General features: G+C 59.2%; 14 protein-coding genes. 8 read left to right on the forward strand and 6 right to left on the reverse strand.

Annotated features, from left to right (window positions below; translation table 11 throughout):
• The first annotated feature begins 174 nt into the window (after positions 1-174).
• On the forward strand, positions 175-975 hold the full coding sequence (locus tag ABRP64_RS00470; protein ID WP_349865036.1) for an SGNH/GDSL hydrolase family protein: 801 nt from the start codon (positions 175-177) through the stop codon (positions 973-975).
• Here ABRP64_RS00470 and hutH read toward each other — a convergent pair.
• Together hutH and ABRP64_RS00480 are read right to left on the reverse strand one after the other, a co-directional pair.
• Complete coding sequence (hutH, locus tag ABRP64_RS00475) at positions 956-2,506, reverse strand: histidine ammonia-lyase (protein WP_349865038.1); 1,551 nt, start codon at positions 2,504-2,506, stop codon at positions 956-958. The two genes, ABRP64_RS00470 and hutH, sit on opposite strands and share 20 nt — an antisense overlap.
• Positions 2,507-2,580: 74 nt before the next feature.
• Positions 2,581-3,324, reverse strand: a complete 744-nt coding sequence (locus tag ABRP64_RS00480) for an IclR family transcriptional regulator (protein WP_349865040.1) — start codon at positions 3,322-3,324, stop codon at positions 2,581-2,583.
• A gap of 62 nt (positions 3,325-3,386) precedes the next feature.
• Between ABRP64_RS00480 and hutG the strand changes: the two genes are divergently transcribed.
• Positions 3,387-4,325 (forward strand): formimidoylglutamase, encoded by a 939-nt coding sequence (gene hutG / locus ABRP64_RS00485; RefSeq protein ID WP_349865042.1) that lies wholly within the window; start codon positions 3,387-3,389, stop codon positions 4,323-4,325.
• A 3-nt stretch (positions 4,326-4,328) separates the two neighbouring features.
• Here hutG and ABRP64_RS00490 read toward each other — a convergent pair whose 3' ends face one another.
• The gene (locus tag ABRP64_RS00490; RefSeq protein ID WP_349865044.1) at positions 4,329-5,675 is read right to left on the reverse strand and encodes a YjiH family protein; all 1,347 of its coding nucleotides are present in this window, start codon (positions 5,673-5,675) and stop codon (positions 4,329-4,331) included.
• A gap of 127 nt (positions 5,676-5,802) precedes the next feature.
• Here ABRP64_RS00490 and ABRP64_RS00495 point away from each other — a divergent pair, with 127 nt between their 5' ends.
• The 3 genes from ABRP64_RS00495 to ABRP64_RS00505 all read left to right on the forward strand — a co-directional run bounded on the left by ABRP64_RS00495 (position 5,803) and on the right by ABRP64_RS00505 (position 10,710).
• Entirely contained in the window at positions 5,803-6,189 is a 387-nt protein-coding gene (locus ABRP64_RS00495) for a (deoxy)nucleoside triphosphate pyrophosphohydrolase (protein ID WP_284769884.1), read from the forward strand.
• Between the two features lie 12 nt (positions 6,190-6,201).
• Positions 6,202-9,324 (forward strand): DUF3427 domain-containing protein, encoded by a 3,123-nt coding sequence (locus ABRP64_RS00500; protein ID WP_349838832.1) that lies wholly within the window; start codon positions 6,202-6,204, stop codon positions 9,322-9,324.
• Between the two features lie 93 nt (positions 9,325-9,417).
• Positions 9,418-10,710, forward strand: a complete 1,293-nt coding sequence (locus ABRP64_RS00505; RefSeq protein ID WP_349865046.1) for an Nramp family divalent metal transporter — start codon at positions 9,418-9,420, stop codon at positions 10,708-10,710.
• Positions 10,711-10,801: 91 nt separating this feature from the next.
• Here the strand turns inward: ABRP64_RS00505 and ABRP64_RS00510 are convergent, their stop codons facing one another.
• Positions 10,802-12,040, reverse strand: coding sequence for an MFS transporter (locus tag ABRP64_RS00510; protein ID WP_284782518.1), 1,239 nt, complete (start codon positions 12,038-12,040; stop codon positions 10,802-10,804).
• 112 nt (positions 12,041-12,152) lie between these two features.
• Here ABRP64_RS00510 and ABRP64_RS00515 point away from each other — a divergent pair, with 112 nt between their 5' ends.
• A complete protein-coding gene (locus ABRP64_RS00515; RefSeq protein WP_284782517.1) occupies positions 12,153-12,665 on the forward strand; it encodes a hypothetical protein in 513 nt (170 codons plus the stop codon).
• A gap of 4 nt (positions 12,666-12,669) precedes the next feature.
• Here the strand turns inward: ABRP64_RS00515 and ABRP64_RS00520 are convergent, their stop codons facing one another.
• Both ABRP64_RS00520 and ABRP64_RS00525 read right to left on the reverse strand, forming a co-directional pair.
• Complete coding sequence (locus tag ABRP64_RS00520) at positions 12,670-13,524, reverse strand: DNA primase (protein WP_284782611.1); 855 nt, start codon at positions 13,522-13,524, stop codon at positions 12,670-12,672.
• An 80-nt stretch (positions 13,525-13,604) separates the two neighbouring features.
• Complete coding sequence (locus tag ABRP64_RS00525; RefSeq protein ID WP_349865048.1) at positions 13,605-15,308, reverse strand: carboxylesterase/lipase family protein; 1,704 nt, start codon at positions 15,306-15,308, stop codon at positions 13,605-13,607.
• Positions 15,309-15,452: 144 nt separating this feature from the next.
• Here ABRP64_RS00525 and ABRP64_RS00530 point away from each other — a divergent pair, with 144 nt between their 5' ends.
• Together ABRP64_RS00530 and ABRP64_RS00535 are read left to right on the forward strand one after the other, a co-directional pair.
• Positions 15,453-16,190 carry a hypothetical protein gene (locus ABRP64_RS00530; protein WP_284782515.1) on the forward strand — a complete coding sequence of 246 codons (738 nt, stop codon included), beginning with the start codon at positions 15,453-15,455 and terminating at the stop codon, positions 16,188-16,190.
• A gap of 163 nt (positions 16,191-16,353) precedes the next feature.
• The gene (locus tag ABRP64_RS00535) at positions 16,354-20,109 is read left to right on the forward strand and encodes a multifunctional oxoglutarate decarboxylase/oxoglutarate dehydrogenase thiamine pyrophosphate-binding subunit/dihydrolipoyllysine-residue succinyltransferase subunit (protein ID WP_410757528.1); all 3,756 of its coding nucleotides are present in this window, start codon (positions 16,354-16,356) and stop codon (positions 20,107-20,109) included.
• The last annotated feature ends 277 nt before the right edge of the window (positions 20,110-20,386 follow it).

Raw genomic sequence — 20,386 nt, forward strand, 5'->3', positions numbered from 1 at the left:
TTTCGCTCGTGCTTATCGACGCCGTGCCCTACCCCAAGGCCGGTTTCCCGGGGCTGTCTCCCGGGGGCTTGGCGAGCGTCACAGATATCAATTTAGTGTGATGCACAACGTATTTAGAGCTTGCTTAGTCACCAACTGTCTGGCATTTCAGACTCTGCGGCTACGATGGCATTCATGCGCCACGTATTGCCCGCCCTCGCCGCCACCTGCCTGCTTGCAGGATGTTCCAACCAGCCAGAGGAAGTTCCAGAAGACCCCGAAAACTATGTGGCCCTCGGGGATTCCTACGCGGCAATGGGCTCGACGACACTCCCGCTCGATCCGCCCGATTCCTGCGCCAGAGCACAAGATTCCTATCCAGAACTCGCCGCGCAGGAAATCAGCACGAGTTCTTTCCGCAACGTCGCCTGCCAGGGCGCGAGCACGCTGGATGTCTTATCCTCCGCGGGCGAGCACCCCGCCCAGGTGGACGCACTGGCCGCGGATACGTCCCTTGTCTCCTTGAGCATCGGCGGCAACGATGCCAGCTTTGTGCGCCTGACCCAATGCGCAACGGACGATATTTGCCAAGACGAATCGGGGGCGCAGATAGAACTGGAACTGCACGATCTGCCCCAACGCCTAGACAAGGTCTACGAGGAAATCGCCCACCGCTCACCTGAGGCAAAGGTCATTGCCACCGGCTATATCCCCCTCATCAATCCCGGCGAGACTTGCCCCTTCATAGAAAAAATCCCGGCCACAGACCGGGAGTGGTTGGCAGATACCATCCAGCGCATCAACAAAGCGGTACGCGAGGCCGCCGAACGCAACGGCGGCACCTACGTGCTGCCTGACGATGCCCCGCAACACTCCGCCTGCTCGGATGAGCCGTGGGTGGACTTTACGGGGCAGGATACCGATTCCTTCCCCATGCACCCCACCCACGCGGGCCAGGTGGCGATGGCCGAGGCGGTTAGCGCAGCTCGCTCGTAGCGGCCTCGACGGCATCGATCAGCGCGCCAGACTTGACTAGGCGCACGGTCTCCTCGATTTCCGGCGATAGGTAGCGGTCGGTGCCGGGACCAGGAACGGTCTCGCGCAGGGCGGCAATGACCGCGCCGGTGCCGCCAGCGGGCGTGCCCTCGCGCATGTCAATGGCGCGCGCCGCGGTGAGGATCTCCACTGCCAGCACGCGCTGGAGGCCATCGACTGCCTTGCGCAGCTTGCGGGCGGCGGACCAGCCCATGGACACGTGGTCTTCCTGCATGGCAGAGGAAGGAATGGAATCGGCCGAGGCCGGGGTGGCCAGGCGCTTTAATTCGCTGACGATGCCAGCCTGGGCGTATTGGGCGATCATGTGGCCGGAGTCGACACCGGGGTCATCGGCAAGAAAGGCGTTCAAGCCGCGGTTGCGGGCCGGATCCAGGAAGCGGTCGGTGCGGCGCTCAGAAATGGACGCCAGGTCCGCGGTGACGATGGAGAGGAAATCAAGCGCATAGGCCACCGGCGCGCCGTGGAAGTTGCCGTTAGAGACCACGCGGCCGTCCTTGGCCACCACTGGGTTATCCACGGCGGCGGCGAGCTCGCGCTCAGCTACCTGCGCGGTATGCGCCAAGGTATCGCGGAAACCGCCGGCTACCTGCGGCGCGCAACGCACGGAGTAAGCGTCCTGGACCTGGTTCTTCTTGAACTCCTCCAGCGCTGCCGCGAGGATCTCGGAGCCGTCCGCCACCTGGCGGATATTGGCGGCAGAATCGGCCTGGCCTGGGTGCGGGCGCAGCTGCTGCAGGTCATCGGCAAAGACCACGAGGGTGCCAAGCAGGCCTTCTACCGTCATCGCGGTGGCGATATCGGCGGTCTTGGCGGCCGCGCGCAGGTCAGTGATGGCCAGGCAGAGCTGGCCCAGCATGCCATCGGTGCCGTTGATAAGGGCGAGACCTTCCTTCTCGCGCAACTCCAGCGGCTCGATGCCGGCGGCAGCAAGGGCCTCGCCGGCGTCCTTGAGCTCGCCTGCCACGCGGACCTCGCCCGCGCCCAAGAGCGCTAGGGCGCAGTGGGCCAGCGGGGCCAGGTCGCCGGAGCAGCCAAGCGAACCATATTCGCGCACCACAGGCACGATGCCAGCGTTAAGAGCCTTCGCGTAGGTTTCTACCACCACGGGGCGCACGCCGGTACGGCCGGTGCACAGGGTGGATAGGCGCAGCAGCATGAGCGCGCGGATGACTTCTTCTTCCACCTCAGGGCCGGTGCCGGCCGCGTGGGAGCGCACCAGGGATAGCTGCAGCTGCGCGCGCATCTCTTCTGGAATGTGGCGGCGAGCAAGCGCGCCGAAACCGGTGGAAATGCCGTAGACCGGCGTGGGATCCTGGGCCAGTTCTTCGACCCGGTCGCGCGTGGAGGCGACCTCTTGCAAAGCCTCCGTGGAGATTTCTACCGTGGCGCCGTAACGGGCAACGGCCACGACTTCCTCAATGGTCAGCGCTCCGACGCCGACGGTAACGGTGGATGGGTATGCATTAGGCATGATGACTCCTAGTGTCTTTAGGGCAGCAAAATATAGCTCACGTCACAGCCTAACGCGCTAGCCCGCATGGTACCTCACTTTTCGCGCTGGCGATACATTTTCCCCGCAACTTTCTCCGCGGCCTGGCCCAGCGCCGCGATGAGTGCCTCCACCCTATCGCCCGGCGTGGACACGGGATAGGTCACCGCAATGGCCGCCGCGGGCCGCTCCAGGTGGTCCAGGATGGGCACCGCCACCGAGGCCTGTCCCCGCGAGATTTCTTCTATCTCTTGGTCCCATCCGCGCGCACGGGCCCGGTCCAGCTGCTTTTTAAGGAGACCAAAATTTTCCCCGCCCGCGGTATCAAATGCGGCCTTGACCTCCCATTCCGGCAGGTGTGCCAGCATCACCCTGCCCGATGCCGTCTTATGCGCCTGCAGGCGCACTCCCACCTCCGTAACCAACGAGGTAGCGCCCGGCGCGCGGACTTCCTGCAGGTATAAAATCTCCGAGCCCGCCATGCGCGAAAGGTGGCCGGATCCGCCAACGAGCCGTGCGCATTCCTCCAGATCGCGCGTAGCCATGCGCACCAGCGGCTGCTGGGTTACATACGCAGAGGCCATCGAGTACGCGGCCAGCCCCAGGCCGTAGGTCTTGTGCTCCGGCAGGTGGGCAACGAACCCGGCATCGACCATTTCCGCGAGCAGGTGGTACGTGGTCGAGCGCGGCAGGCCGAGCTCGCCTTGGATGCGGGCGGCGGAAATCGGGACATCGATAGTCGATAGCAGCTTGAGGATGTCCAGGGCATGGCGCGCGGCGGGGACTCGGTTAGCACTCACAGCGCCCAATTATATTCCGCTACTGCCAGACAAATTCACCGCACGCTTCTAGTATCGGCACTATGAATACCGAATCAGCCCCACTTTTTACTCCCGCCCCCGAGTGGTCCGGCCGCTCCGATGGCCCCGGCCCCGAGCACGCGCGCTGGCATAGCGTTATCAACCAGGCCGAATCCGCGCCCGTGACCCTGCTGGGCTTTGCCTCTGATGAGGGCGTGCTGCGCAACGGCGGCCGCCAAGGTGCCGCCGCCGGCCCCGCCGCCCTGCGCACAGCCCTTGGCTCCCTGGCGGTCCACCACGGCCATGCGCTTGCCGATGCCGGAACCATCACCACCCAAGCCGACGATCTCGACGGCGCCCACGAGGCCCTATCTGACAAGGTCGAAGAACTCGTCCGCAGCGCTACCCTGCCCATCATCTTGGGCGGCGGGCACGAAACCGCCTTCGGCTCCCACCGCGGCCTGTTCCGCGCGCGCGGTGCCACCTCGATCATCAACTTGGACGCCCACTTCGATCTCCGCCACGCGGACCACGCCACCTCGGGCACGCCCTTTACCCAGATTTCCCAGCTCACCGATGACTTTGATTACACCGTCTTCGGTATTTCCCGCCCCAATAACACCGCGGTGCTCTTCAACGACGCCGATAAGCTCGGCGTTAACTACACCCTGGATGAGGAGCTGCTAAACCTCACCCCGGCCGAATGCGGCGCGCTCGCCACCCAGGCCACCGCCAGTGCGGACAAGGTCCACCTATCCATCGACCTGGACGTGCTTCCCGCCTCCACCGCGCCGGGTGTATCCGCCCCGGCCAGCCTCGGCGTTGCCTACGAGCGCATCCGCGCCCTGGCGGTCGCCATCGCGGCGACGGGCAAGCTCGCGCTTGTCGATGTCGTCGAGCTCAACCCCACCTTCGACATAGACAACCGCACCGCCAAGGCGGCGGCGCGGCTTATCGATGACATCGTTAATGCTCACCTCACTGCGGTAAACGGGCAGTAAGACTCAGAACAAGAGGTGCGCAATCGGGGTCGCAATCACGATGGTAAGCGCGACGCGCTCAAACCAGATGATGACCAGGTGGGATAGCTTCACCGGAATCTTGGTGGCCAGAATGCACGGCACCAAGGCGGAGAAGAAGATGATGGCAGAGACCGCCACGACCCCGATGACGAATTTCAGCACCATGGAGTCACTGCCTGCCACCGCTGTGGCGGGTAGAAACATCTCCGCAATGCCCATCGCCGCGGCTTTGCCGCCAAGCGCCGGCTCCGGCAGCTGCACTATCCAGGCAAAGGGATAAAACAGGTACCCAATCCATTCAAAAATCGGGGTAAACCGCGCAAGCAGCAAGCCAATAAGGCCTACCGACATAATGGACGGAACGATCGCCGCGGCCATACGCACGCCATCGCGCAGATTATCCCAAATGGCCTGCGGCAGCGACGGCGCACGCTGCAGAGCCAGCATCGCCTCGCGCCACGCATTCTTAAAGCGCGATCCTTCCACCGGCTTTTCCGGGTCTGGCTCTGCATCCTCGCAGTATTCATCCGGAATCGTCCGCAGCGGCGGGATGCGCACGGTAATGGCCGTAACCAGGAACGTCACCAGCAGCGTGACGGCAAAGTAGGTGCCCCAGATATTCATCAGGTCCAATTGCTTGGCCACGATGACCATAAACGCCGCCGATACCGTGGAGAACCCCGTGGCAATAACGGCAGCCTCCCTGCCGGTGTACCCGCCCTTTTGATAGACGCGGTCCGTCACCAAAATGCCCAGCGAATACGAACCGACGAAGGATGCCACCGCATCAATGGCGGAGCGCCCCGGCGTCTTCCATAGCGGGCGCATGATGGGCTGCATCAGCACCCCAACAAATTCCAAGAGCCCAAAGCCAATAAGAAATGCCAGGAAGGTACCGCCGATGGGCACGATAAGCCCCACCGGCGTGGCAATGGAGTTCCACAAGAAGGGAACCAAATCTTCATCACCTAGTACCCACGGCAGCGCGTCAATAACCATGAGGAAGGAAATGATGGCACCGGCGATATTGAAGACCGCAAAGACCGCCTGCAGCGCGCTTTCCTTAAACGCCCCCGTACTAAAGCTACGCACCGTTCCATACACTGCGAGCGCAAAAATAAACCACGGCACCACCGCCGGAATGCTATCGCGCACGATGGTGACCATGTGGTCCAAAGGAATGGAGTTCTTTTCCTTATACGTCACAGGAAAGAAGAACACGAACCCGCCAATGGCGCTATAAACAAAGAGTTTCCACCGTCCCCCAGGCCGCGGGACTTCCCCGTCATGGCTCTGGGTGGAGGAATTAACTGAATCAGTAGAAGTCACGATAGACCGCCCCTCAAGCTTGCATGATGATCAAGCCCGCGCGACAGCCTGACGCGAACATTGCGATTATGTTATCTAAATAACACGTTATTGTCTAGCGTTTCCTAGCTCAAGGCACAATGGAACTATGTCTAACCCCATCCGCGTCGTCGGCGCCGTCTTTCACGATGGCAACCGATTCCTCGCCTGCCGCAAGAAACCCGGAAAACCCTTGGAAGGACATTGGGAATTTCCAGGCGGAAAAATCGAACCGGGCGAATCACCCGAACAGGCTTTAGCTCGCGAAATTCGCGAGGAACTCAACCTCATCGCGCGCGTAGGCGGCAAGCTCACGACGACCATCTACGAATACGACTTTGCCACCATCGAACTAACCACCTTTTATTGCACGCTTATCAGCGGCGAACTTCGCCTCAGCGATCATGACGCAACCAGATGGGTTACCCCCGCAGAAGCAATGGAACTGACCTGGGCGCCAGCAGATATTCCAGCCGTGGAAAAGCTTTGCCCTTAGAATCTTGTAGCTATGAGCCATTCCTTGGATTCCTCGCTCCCCTTCGGCGTTTACGAAACCCCGGTGACCTCACGCATCCGTGAGCGAATGGAAGAAACGCAAAGCCGACACCCATCGGCCGGGTTTGGGGTCGGAAGCGGCACAGATGATAACGCTCGCGGGCGCTACACATCCGCCATGTCTCAACACATCGGCGATCTACTAGAACAGCGCCTCATGGGACTCAAATCCTCAACAGACCGCGTAGCACTTATCAATACAATCGCTGGGCTGCTTGGCGAGGACGAAGATATCGATGCCGAGCAACTCCTCTACGCCGTCTACAACACTTCTTTAGCCGAGCCTCCGCTGCTTCCCGATGTATCGCTAACTAAGAGCGCGCTTTTTACCAATGCCCAAGGCGAAGCCAGCTTGACCAGTGAAATTGAGCGGGAAATAAAGACGGCTGATTCCGTCGACTTGCTGTGCGCATTCATCAAAAGCTCCGGAATCAGTGTCCTTGACCAGCACCTACAGTACCTGCGCGACAACCAGATTCCGTTCCGCCTATTGACCTCTACTTACTGTGGTGCTTCCGATGCGGCGGCTCTTAAACGCCTGGTAGAAAAATATCGCGCCGATGTGAAGATTTGTTATGAGCATAAATCCACACGCCTGCATGCCAAAGCATGGCTCTTCCGACGAAATTCTGGTTTCGACACTGCCTTTATTGGAAGCTCGAATCTTTCGCGGTCTGCTCTTATCGATGGCTGGGAGTGGAATGTGCGCGGCTCTGCTACGGCGACGCCTGAGGTCATTGAAAAGTTTATAAAAACCTTTGACAGCTACTGGCACGATAGCCACTTCAAAACTTTTGATCCGGCGCGGGACATGGATCGCCTGCAGGAATCCCTGCGCATCGCCAAAGGCGCGGAGTCCCCACAAGCGTTGCGCCAATTAGAGCTTTCTGGCCTGGAAGTTACTCCCTACCCTTATCAAGAAGAAATGCTCGAGGCACTGCGGTCCGAACGTGAGGTAAAGGATCGCCACAAAAATCTACTCGTTGCAGCCACAGGCACTGGCAAGACCGTCGTCGCCGCCCTGGATTACCTTAATCTTTGCCGGCAGTGGAAGCGTCGTCCTCGCTTACTCTTCGTCGCACACCGCAAGGAAATTCTTCACCAGGCGCGCCGTACGTACCGCGAGGTACTTAAGGATGCCGACTTTGGCGAGTTGCTTGTCGATGGCACCGAGCCACGGCGCTGGGACTTCGTCTTTGCGAGCGTTCAGTCGCTTAATTCCACCCGATTGGAAAAGCTCGCGCCCGATCAATTCGATGTTGTGGTCATCGATGAATTTCACCATGCCGAAGCACCAACCTATAACGCACTTCTAAGTCATTTTGAACCAGACGAATTACTTGGACTGACCGCAACACCAGAGCGCGGTGATGGCAAAAATGTCCAACAATATTTCGACTACCGCATTGCCCATGAACTACGCCTCTGGGATGCCTTGCGCCTCCAGCTGTTGGTTCCAATGCACTATTACGGAATCGCAGACGGCACGGATCTTTCCTCACTCACGTGGAACAGAGGAAAGAAGGATTACAACACCACCGAGTTATCAGAGTTCTATATCAAGTCTGGCGAAAAGCGGACGCGATTTATTCTGAATGAACTGGACAAACGGATTTTCGATCTTTCTGAGATGAAGGCGATCGGCTTTTGTGTTTCCATCGCCCACGCAGAGCACATGGCGCAGCAATTTCAGCATTTTGGCATTCCAGCCCAAGCGGTGACCAGTAAACTGACTTCCTCTGAACGCGCGGAAGCCATTAAACAGCTAGAAACCGGCGCCATCAAGGCTCTCTTCTCCGTTGATATTTTCAATGAGGGCGTCGACATCCCTGCGGTTAATACGCTGCTCCTACTCCGGCCGACCCAAAGCCCGGTTATCTTCCTACAACAACTCGGCCGCGGTCTTCGCCTTGCTCCCGGCAAAGATTCTTGTACCGTATTCGATTTCATTGGCCAACAACATGTTGAATACGATTTTGAGCGTAAATTCAACGCGCTAACGAGAAAACGTGGCAAACGATTACTCACCGAAATAGAGCAGGGCTTTCCCACCACGCCACCAGGAACGCACATCCAATTCGATGAGTCGACGACGGAACAGGTCCTCAACAACGTCAAGAAGACGGCACGCAGCAATTTGCGGAAAGTGCGTGCGCTGGTAGCGGAAATACGAACTACCGATCTCAAAAAGTTCCTTGACGAGGCAAACCTCGAATTGGAGGATATTTACCGGCCGAATAAGTACTCGTGGACCCGTCTTCTGCGGGAGGAAAACCTCCTCGAGCCATGTGACGATGAGATGGAAAACTTCTTGCTCAACCGGATTAAAGTTTTCCTTCATGTCAATGATACGACGCGCATTGAAGCCTATCTTCGAATCCTAAAATCCGCTACCTCGCAATTCGGCGATATGACGCCCACTGATCAAGCCTTTGCACGGATGCTGGTCTTGGGGTTTTGGGCTAATTCCAATGCACCCAGCCCGTCATCTTTTGACGAGGCGCTGGGAATATTGCGGGAGCACCCACGAGTTATTTGGGAACTCGAGCAGGTTATGCTGCTACAAAATGATGCTTCGCGTATTATCCCACAGCCGAGCGACGACACCGTTTTGGAAACCCACGCCGATTACTCCTTGGCAGAATTAGTGGGTGCCCTGCAAGCAGGAGAATTAGAAAAACTAGTCAGCCTTCCGCGCGAGGGAGTGAAATACTTCCCTGATATGAACATGGACTTGTTCTTGGTGACCTTCCAAAAAGACGATCAGGTGAGCGCTACCACGAATTACCGTGATTACCCGATTTCACCGGATCTTCTCCACTGGGAGTCGCAATCTACTACAACTTTAAAATCGAAGGCCGCACGCCGTTATATTCAGCACGAGGAGCTCGGCGGGAGGATTTTTATCGCATCTCGCTTCACTAAGAAGAACTCAGTGGGCACCGCGAGCGCCTATACATTTTTAGGCGCTGTGGATTATGTTTCCCACCACGGAGAAAAGCCCATTCAGTTTCAATGGAAGCTCCAAAGAACCATGCCAAAGGCGCTGTACGCTGCCGGTCGGACCGTCGCTTAGCACGCATGGTTGAATAATTAGGCTGCACTTTACCCACCAAGAGTGATACATTTCCCTTAAGTGATTCACACCACAGCCACTTAAGGAAGTGTCATGAGGCAATCAGATAACCACACCGGCGCACCTTTCGCCGCAGGCCAACAGACACACGACTCTGAGCCACAAGCAAAGGTGAAATGGACTCTTGTTGGTCCGGGTTTGGTCGCCGCAGCCACTGGCGTCGGTGCCGCTGACCTGGTGGCAACCATGATTGCTGGCCAGCGCTACGGTTACGCACTGTTATGGGCCGTCATCGTCGGTACGATTATGAAAATCGTGCTGGTGGAAGGCGTCGGCCGCTACAGCTTGGCCACCGGAAACACCATGTTCCACGGCTGGCGGGAGCTAGGACGCTGGACCTCGTGGTATTTCGCACCCTACATCGTCATCTGGGGGTTGGTTTATGGCGCCGCCGCCATGTCCGGCACCGGCTTGGCGTTAAGCGCACTCTTCCCCGGTACTAGCTTGACTATGTGGGCCATCCTGACCGGCGTGTTGTGCTTTGTCCTTACGTGGCTGGGGCAATACCAGCTCTTTGAAAAACTGGCCGCCATCTTGGTTGGCATCATGTTTGTCACTGTGGTGGGCATCGCCGCAATTACCGCACCTAATTTGCCAGAGATTCTGCGCGGCCTTGTCCCCACCATCCCGGATGGTTCTTTTGTCTACGTGCTCTCCATCGCCGGTGGTGTCGGCGGCACCATTACGCTTGCCGCCTATGGCTACTGGCTGCGAGAAAAGAAATGGTTCACGCCCAAGTGGATGAAGGTCATGCGCATGGATAACTCGGTGGCTTATGCCGTCACCGGTATCTTCGTGCTCGCTACACTTGTCCTTGGTGCCGAGCTTTTGTACAGCGCTAATGTCGCTGTCTCCGATAATGACCAGGGCTTGGTGGACATGGCGGACGTGCTGGAGGCTCGCTACGGAACCTTTATTTCTAAGTGGTTCATCGTCGGATTCTTCTCTGCCGCATTCTCTTCCTGCTTAGGCGTGTGGAACGGTGTGTCTCTCATGTTTGCGGACTACGTGGGCCACCTGAAGAACCTTCCACAGGGCCACCCCAGCACCAGCACGGGCGGTAAGTACTACCGCGCTTACCTCATCTGGTTGACCTTCCCACCGATGCTTCTCCTACTGCTGGGCAAGCCCACTGGATTAATCATTGGCTACGGCGTCTTGGGCGCATTCTTCATGCCGTTCCTGGGCCTTACGCTCTTGGTACTGCTTAATACCAAGCACCCCCCGAAAGAATGGCGCAATGGTTGGTTCATCAACACCTTGATGGGCATCATTTCGGCAGCCTTTGTCTACCTGTGCGTGTCCCAGGTTGCCGGGCTCTTCTAACTTTGTTGCTCGTAATCTTCAAGGTACGCGCCAATTACCCTTAGGCTCTCGACCTCGTGGAGCGGGATGCACCGGCCCTCAGCGGTTGCCGTCAACTATTTTTCGGCATCCGCTCTACTTCCACCGTGGACTCCTCGCGGGGCTCTCGCCCGAAGAGCCAGGCGATGATGCCGAAAATGGCAATGGCACCGCAGACGGTGAAGGCTGTGGGGAAGCCATAGACATCGGCAAGCAGCCCAATGAGCATGGGGCCCACGATCTGGCCGAAGTCTCCTGACATCTGGAAGGCGGACAATACCTTGCCGCCGGAGCGCTCGTTGCCCACGATGTCTGCCACCGCGGCGGTCTGGGAAGGATTGATAAGGCCCGATGCTGCGCCCGCAAGCGCGGATACGAGCAAGAGGAACCACACGCTGGTGGCCAGTCCCATGAGCACCATGAAGATGGCAGAACCCACCAAGCCAATAAGGATCAGCGGTTTGCGGCCGTGGAGATCAGACCACCGGCCGGAGAATTGAAGAATAATCGCATTGCCTGCGGCGAAGGCCGCGAGAGCCAAGCCCGAGGCCGCGGCGCCATTGTGGAAAATAGCCGCGGCGAAAAGTGGCAGGACGGACACACGCACGCCCATATTGATCCAACCGTGGGCAAAGTTGGAGGTGAGAACCGCACGGAATGCGGTATCACCCCAGGCTTCCTGCAGGCGCATGGGAGGCAGCTCCGAGGTGGTGGTTTGGGCGTGGTTGACCCGCGGCATCTGCCACCAGACAACGAACGCAGCAAGCATCACGCCGATGCCGTAAATGAAAAATGGCCAGCGAAAACCCAAGAAGGACAGGCTGGCGCCGAGCACTGGGCCGGCGACATTGCCCAGCAGGAATGCCGTGGCATAGGTGGCGGAGCACTTACCGCGAATCGACGGTGGAGACAGGCGCACGATAAGGCCCATCGCGGAGACGGTAAACATGGTCGAGCCAAGACCTGCCAGGGCGCGCAGCACCACGATGTGCCAATACTCCTGAGCAATGGCGACCAATCCCGTGGTCACGGCAACGGTCATCAAGCCCACCAGGTAGACGCGGCGCGAACCGACGCGATCCACCAATGAACCAGACACCGGCGCGAAGATCAGCCGGGAGGCGGCGAAGATGGATACCACGAGGCCGGCGGCGGCCATCGATACATCAAAGCTGACCACGAACTGCGGCAAAAGCGGGGCGATAAGGCCATAACCTAAGGCGATAATGAACGCCGCCGTTACCATTACCCAGATTTCCCGCGGCACCTTGGGCTTTTCGTAGGGCGCCGGTTCGGCATTAGCACTCTTCATAGCACGTGCAACCTTATGCCTTTGAAGGTCTGAAAGCTATTTAGCCCACTTATTCGAACACGTGTTTGTATTCTTCGAACTCGTGTCGGCCCTGCGGTTTAGAGTAAGTGCCATGCACAACGTAGATAAGAACTTTTCGCACACAGTACCCAGTCAACCCAATGCCATGGCTACGGAAATCGCCGCCGACTTGGCCTACCACCACTATGAGACCGTCAGCTCTATTTCCGCCATCATGCACCACCCACGGTCCTTGGCTCGCCCCACCCCGACGTGGCGTCCGCCCATAAAACAGCTGCCACCCACGCCAGGTGGCGCGGACTACAGCATGAGCATTACCCGCCACCGCGTGGGAGCACGAGTGAAGGCGAGGATCCGCGGGTTCGGTGAAAGCCGCATCCCCGCCTACCTCATTACTATTCGGATCACCGATAACTTTGGGCAGTTAGTCGATCCCGCCACGGCGGAAGGATGGGTGCGCACGCTTGTCCCCGCAGAATTAGCTGGTGCCGTCCACGAGATCTCTCGCGGACCGAATGCCACCTACGTATGGCTCGTGGATAGCGCCTTTAAGCCCGTTCGTTCGCCGGAATCCCTGTTCGCGGGATTCCAGCAAGCGGCTTAGGGGCTTAGTTGTTGTCGCCCTCGTCATCAGCGTCAGCGTCGTCTTCTTCGGTGAAGGTGTCGAAGAACTCAAGGTCCTCGTCATCGTCATCATCGGCATCTTCGCAAAAAATGTCGTAGACGTCTGGTTCCTCGAAGTCATCCTCATCGAAGTTGACGAGCTGCGCCTCCCAATCAAGGGCCTGTTCCGAGACCAACCCGAGCACGTCAAAGAGGCGGTCGAAATCGGTGTAGGTGCCCAGTTCTAGGGCCTCAGCGGGGACTTCTACGATGGGGATGTCATCAGAATCGGTGTTGCCAAAGAGGGCAAGGCGCTCGTTTTCATCGAGGTCTTCGCCATCCTCATCCACCTGCCATAGCTCCGTGACGGCCTCATCCTCGAGCTCTTCCATATCTTCTTCATCGAAGTCGAAGGCCAAGAAGCGCACGATGGCAGAGGGCACGCCGTCGATGGTTTCTACTAATACGCGCAGCTCTGAATCGTTGCCTACTTCCGCCACCACGAGGTGCGGGTTGAGTTCATCCTGGTCAAACTCCAATTCCGCGATGCGCTCATCGGTACCTTCCAGGAGGTCACGCAGGACGGTAACAACCTGGTCGGTGGCGATGTGGCGGGAGACGGCTTCTACGGCGTCTTCGACGGAAAAGGCAACGGAGACCAAGACGGCCTCGAATTCTTCATCGTCTTCATCCACATCCGCCGCAGCGATGTACACGTTGGCGGCAGGCAAGAGAGGATCGATTTCAACAAACTGGATTTCCAAATCAGAGGTGATTGGAACGAACATGACGTCTTCGTTGACGCGGGACTCGATGCCCTCGGCGTCCAATGCGGAAGCGATATCTTCGAAAAAGCTCATGGTGGTGAAAATCCATCCTTCGGAAGCAGAGGTCTCCGCGGTGGGCAAGACGCCGCCCGCGGTCACTCTGGATTCTACCGCTAATCCCGCCTGTGTGGTTGGAAACCAAGGGAGCGCACGAGCTCTGGGCGCCCACTTCCCCACTCCACCATGTGGTAATCCTCCCACGCTTTGCGGCGACCGTCATTGGGGGCGTGCACGATATAGGCCTGTTCATCAAAAATCATGGTCGCGCGATCGCCGCCGTCATAGCGCGGCCACTGCGCCTTGGGGCTGCCGCCGTGGATGAACGCGGCCCAGTGATCTTGCATGGTGGAGGTCAATTCCTCCATCTCAGCGCGCGAGCCCCAGCCGGTTAGCAGGGAAGCGCGCGAGGATTGGGGATCGCCAAAGACATTGCCCAATTCCATCGAGTGCATGGCGCCTAGCCCCAGCCACTTTAAGACGGCAGAAGCGAAGTCGAAGCGGTACATCCAGGTATCGGCTACTTCAGAGTGGGCGCTGGCGATGCGGGTGGAGGGTGCCCAGAAGAGGGCATCGGCAAGCAGGTGCGCAAAGTCCTCCCGTCGGACCGCACCGCGATAGGCGGCGACGACCTCAGGGGCGTGGTGGGGATCGTAGGAGGCCAAGAGCCGGAGGGCTGCGCGCTCCCGGGCGCTTTGGCGCTGAAAGAGGAACTTGCCAAAGCTGGCTTCATCCGAATTCGTGCCAATCAGCAACGGAATTTTGTGTTGATGGCCCTGCTCAAAGGCGGTGATAGGGTGCTCGGGCAAAAGTTCGCCGTCCACCGTGGGCGCGTAGCAGGAGTTTAAGTGCAGTAGCTCGCCGGCGCGCCACATCATGGATTGGCCGGAGCGCACCACATCCGCACAGTCTTCTTGGCGCAGATCATCCACGCTCACCCGACGCGGCAGGCCCACTCGGCGGGCAAGTTCGCGGGCCCACAAGGTGGATTGGGCGCGGGAATGCACCAGCGCGATGGGTGGAGATTGGGCAATGGCGCGGTGGAAGAGCCCCTCGGCCGGCGGGCTGGTCATCAGCGCCAGCACCGCGGCACCACCCGCGGATTCGCCCATGAGAGTAACGGAGTCTGGGTCACCGCCAAAGGCAGCGATATTATCTCGCACCCAATTAAGGGCCAGAATCTGATCCGCCACGGCGGGGTTAGCGCTGCACTCGCCGCCAAGGCTGCGCAGATCGAGATATCCCAAGGCGTTGAGGCGAAAGTTGATGGAAACGTAGACCACGTCCATACGGGTGGCGAGCTCAAATCCGCGCAACATAAGCATGTGGGACGAGCCCATGATGAAGCTGCCACCGTGCAGATACACCACGACGGGCAGCTTGTCCTCCGTGCGGGGGCGCACGATGTCGAGGTACAGGCAATCCTCGAAGCCGACGATGCGGTCGGTCCAGGAGTACGTGGGCTGCGGAGCGATTGGCCCGAATTGGTTGCAATCGCGCACGCCATCCCAGCGCGGTGCCGGGCGTGGGGCGCGGAAGCGGTTGTCGCCGGCCGTAGAGGCGCCGAAGGGAATGCCGCGCCACGTCCGCACCGGCCCGGCGCTAATGGGGCGATCTACTCGCAGGTCTTCCTCGATTACTCCGCGCACCCAGCCGGAGGTCGTGCGCACCGTGAGTTCATCCGCGTAGGCATTCTGTGCCCGCTCGTGGGCCTTACGGGCGCGCTCGTGTGCGCGCATGGCCCGCAAGCGCGCGGCAGCGGTGGACTCTTCGGAATAAAAGTCCCCAGTGTCACGTTGATCTTCCTGCGGGTAAGGCATACTCCCTACCTTAGGTAGATTGCACGCCGGCCGCGATCCGAATCGCACATGGCCGCCCCCTTCTTTCAAGGCCAGGGCTATGCTAGGTAAAAAATCAATTAATACTACTGCCCCAACAAATTAAGGATTGGTGTGGGAGAAGGCATGTCCATATTTAAAAAGTCCGCCCCAGATGACGCAGCTACTGACACATATGACATCGATCCAGAGCACAGCGGCCGATTTACCAAGGCTCTGCTGAACTCTTTGGACCGCGCCGTATCCGTGCAATCTGGTGTTATTTCCAAATACGTCAAGAACCTAAAGAAGCATCACCCGGATGCAACTGACCAAGAGTTGCAGGGCTTTATTAACAAGCACTTCATCAATATCACTACCGGCACGGGCGCGGCCGCTGGTGCCTCCGCATCCGTGCCCGGCATCGGGCTATTTACGGGTGCTGCCACCATTGGTGCGGAATCCGTGGTCTTTCTTGAAGCCGCTGCGTGGTACATCCTGGCGTCCGCGTACCTGCGCGGCGACGATATCTCCTCGCCCGAGCGCCGCCGCGCCCTGGTGCTGGTGGTACTGACTGGCTCGAAGGGTTCCGCGGTGGTTGATACTTTCGTGGGGGACCTCGGCACGGTCACGGGGGCGCGTTCCGTAGCCTCCCTCTCCCGCTTTTCCGGTCCCACGCTATCTGGCATCAATGGCCGCCTGACCAAGGTATTTACCAAGCAAATCACCAAGCGCATGAAGTGGGCATGGGTGGGCAAGCTCATGCCTATGGGCATCGGCGCGGTCATTGGCACGAAGGCCAATCGCAAGCTGGCCAATCAGGTCATCGAACACGCCCGCCACCAGCTCTCCCCTCTTTCCCACACTGAGGCGGGTACCCAATGATCGTTTAGAGCGAATTCAGTACCCCTGACATAGTGAAGGTGAGGGATTGGCCCGTATCATATAGGCAGACACTTTGGCGGGTGATAAATGCGCTCGTACAAAGTCCGGACTAAAGTCGAATAAACGACCATTTTAAAGCAGAGAAATGAGGCGAAAACCTGCCGTGAGCACATCGAGCATCTTCGGCCCGAATGCGTGGCTGATAGACGAGCAGTTCCAGCAGTACTCCAAGGATCCTAGCTCCGTAGACAAGGAGTGGCGCGACTATTTCGAAGCAAACGGCGCGCCCAAGGCGCAGCCAGAAGCTGAGGCTCCATCTAAAGCATCTAAGCCACAGCCACAGAAGGCAAAGGCAGAGTCCACGTCCTCGGCCAAGAAGACCGAAGGCACTACCACCGCCCGCAAGCAAGAGGCCCGCGATACCAACGTGAAAGAGTCTGTATCTAAGGCCAAGGAAAAGTCCGCGAAGGCGAAGCATTCTGCGGGCAAGAATGCGCAGTCTCCGCTGAATGACCTAGAAGATTATAAGGGCGGCGACGAGCGCCAGCTCAAGGGCATGTTTAAGGCGATTGCTAAGAACATGGAAGAATCCCTCGAGATTCCTACCGCTACCACCGTGCGCGATATGCCGGTCAAGCTCATGTGGGAAAACCGCTCCATGATCAATGACCACCTGAAGCGCACCCGCGGTGGCAAGATCTCCTTTACCCACATTATTGGCTACGCCATGGTCAAGGCCGTGCAGCTGCACCCTGGCATGAACGTGCGCTACGAGGAAAAGGACGGCAAGCCTTTCGTCGTCCAGCCTGAGCACATCAACCTGGGCCTGGCCATCGACCTCCCGCAGAAGGATGGCTCCCGCGCCCTCGTGGTCGCCGCCATCAAGGAGTGCGAGACCAAGTCTTTCGCCGAGTTCATTGAGGCTTACGAGGACATCGTTACCCGTTCCCGTAAGAATAAGCTCACCATGGATGACTTCTCTGGGGTCACCATTAACCTGACCAACCCGGGTGGCATCGGCACCCGCCACTCCATTGCTCGCCTGACCAAGGGCGCAGGCTCCATTATCGGCGTTGGTTCCATGGATTACCCGGCAGAATTCGCCGGCGCTTCCGCTGACCGCTTGGCTGACTTGGGCGTCGGCCGCCTGGTCACCTTGACCTCCACCTATGACCACCGCGTTATCCAGGGTGCAGAGTCCGGCGAGTTCCTGCGCACCATCGGCAAGCTCATTGTTGATGACGCCTTCTGGGACGAGCTCTTCGAGTCCATGGGCGTTCCTTATGAGCCCTTCCGCTGGGCACAGGACATCCCCAACTCTGGCGTGGACAAGAACACCCGCGTCATGCAGCTCATCGAGTCCTACCGCTCCCGCGGGCACTTGCTTGCCGATGTCAACCCCCTCGGCTGGTCCCAGCCCGGCCTGCCTAGCCCGGATCACCGCGACCTCGACATCGCTACGCACGGCCTGACCATCTGGGACTTGGACCGCGTCTTCAACGTCGGCGGCTTCGGCGGCAAGGAACAGATGACCTTGCGCGAGGTGCTTTCCCGCCTGCGCGCTGCTTATACCCTGAAGGTCGGCTCCGAATACACCCACATCCTGGACCGCGACGAGCGCAGCTGGATGCAGGACCGCCTCGAGGCCGGCATGCCAAAGCCGACCAATGCCGAGCAGAAGTACATCCTGCAGAAGGTCAACGCCGCCGAGGCATTCGAGAACTTCCTGCAGACCAAGTACGTGGGCCAGAAGCGCTTCTCCCTCGAGGGCTCTGAAACCCTTATCCCGCTTTTGGATTCCATCATCGATACCGCTGCGGGCCAGGGCCTCGACGAGGTTGTCATGGGCATGCCGCACCGCGGCCGTCTGAATGTGCTGTTCAATATCGTGGGCAAGCCGCTGGCAGATATCTTCGGCGAGTTCGACGGCAACTACAAGGGCGGCCAGCTCGGCGGCTCTGGTGACGTGAAGTACCACTTGGGCTCCGAGGGCGAGCACCTGCAGATGTTCGGCGATGGTGAAATCAAGGTCACCCTTGCAGCCAACCCGTCCCACCTCGAGGCTGTGGACCCAGTCATGGAGGGCATCGCCCGCGCCAAGCAAGACATCTTGGACAAGGGCAAGGACGGCTACTCCGTCGTTCCCGTCATGCTCCACGGCGATGCATCCTTCACCGGCCTCGGCGTCGTACAGGAGACCATCAACCTGTCCCAGCTGCGCGGCTTTACCAACGGCGGTACCATCCACATCGTGGTCAACAACCAGGTGGGCTTTACCACCACCCCGGATTCCGGCCGTTCCACCCACTACGTCACCGACTTGGCCAAGGGCTTTGACTGCCCGGTCTTCCACGTCAACGGTGATGACCCAGAGGCCGTTGTCTGGGTTGGCCAGATGGCCGCAGAATACCGCCGCCAGTTTGGCAAGGACGTCTTCATTGACCTCGTGGTCTACCGTCTGCGCGGCCACAACGAGGCCGATGACCCATCCATGACCCAGCCGCAGCTGTACTCGGTCATTGAGAACCACGAGCCTGTGCGCGAGCACTACACCAACGAGCTCATCGGCCGTGGCGACCTGTCTGCCGAGGACGCCGAGGCAGCGGCACGCGACTTCCACGACCAGATGGAGTCAGTATTCACCGAGCACAAGGAAGCCGAAAAGGCCGGCCCCAAGGAACAGACCGGTATTACCTCCTCGCAGGATCTCACCCGCGGCCTGGATACCTCCATCACCGCTGAAGAGATGGTCGAGCTTGGCGATGCCTACGGCAACCCACCCGAGGACTTCGAGTACCACAAGCGCGTGGCCAAGGTGGCCAAGGACCGTGCGAAGTCTGTTCGCGAAGGCGGCATCGACTGGGGCTGGGGCGAGCTGCTCGCCTTCGGTTCCTTGGCTAACCAGGGCAAGGTCGTGCGCCTGGCCGGTGAGGATTCCCGCCGCGGTACCTTCACCCAGCGCCACGCCGTGACCTTCGATCACCGCAATAGCAACGAGTACAACCCGCTCAACTCCCTGGCTGTGTCCAAGGACAACGGCGGTAAGTTCATGGTCTACAACTCCGCGCTTACCGAGTTCGCCGGCATGGGCTTCGAATACGGCTACACCGTGGGTAACCCCGACGCCCTCGTGGCGTGGGAGGCTCAGTTCGGTGACTTCGCCAACGGTGCCCAGACCATCATCGATGAGTACCTCTCTTCCGGTGAGGCCAAGTGGGGCCAGCTGTCAAGCCTGGTTCTCCTCCTGCCGCACGGCTACGAAGGCCAGGGCCCGGACCACTCCTCCGCCCGCATCGAGCGCTATCTGCAGCTGTGTGCGGAAGGTTCCATGACCGTGGCTCAGCCGTCCACCCCGGCTAACCACTTCCACTTGCTGCGCCGCCAGGCTTTGGGTGAAATGAAGCGCCCGCTGGTCGTCTTCACCCCGAAGTCCATGCTGCGCAACAAGGCCGCTACCTCCTCCGTTGAGGAGTTCACCGAGGTCAAGAAGTTCCGCTCTGTTATCAATGACCCCCACTTCGTGGACGTCAATAACAAGAAGGTCGGCGATACGGACAAGGTTAAGACCATCATGCTGGTCTCCGGCAAGCTCTACTGGGACTTGGAGAAGAAGCGCGAGGCTGACGGCCGCGATGACATCGCCATCGTCCGCGTGGAAATGCTCCACCCGATTCCGTTCAACCGCCTGAGCGAGGCATTCGAGATGTACCCGAACGCCACCCAGGTCCGGTTCGTACAGGACGAGCCCGCCAACCAAGGCCCATGGCCGTTCTACAACGAGCACCTGCGCAACCTCATTCCGGATATGCCGGAAATGGTCCGCGTTTCCCGCCGCGCCCAGTCCTCTACGGCTACGGGTAACGCCAAGGTGCACCAGATTGAGCAGAAGAACTTGCTTGAAGAGGCCTTTGACGTTTAATCGCTTTTAATCGCCGAAGCCGCACCTAGCGCAGTACAGCGCTGAATGCCCCAGTGAGGTTATTTCCTCACTGGGGCATTTTCATGCTTAATGCTATTTCATGGACGCTGTTGCCTTCGCCTCGCTAGGTTCGCTTCCAGCCAGCCGCCTACCCGCCCTTCGCGCTCACCGGCGAGGTGGAGGGGCATCGGCAAGCACCGCCCGTGAGCGTCAAGGGGCGCGGTGCAGCTATCGCAGAAATGGTGCGACGATTAGATTTACCAGTTCGCCTACCCCA

This window comes from Corynebacterium sp. KPL4015, from assembly GCF_040225725.1.
Classification (GTDB): Bacteria; Actinomycetota; Actinomycetes; order Mycobacteriales; family Mycobacteriaceae; genus Corynebacterium; species Corynebacterium rhinophilum.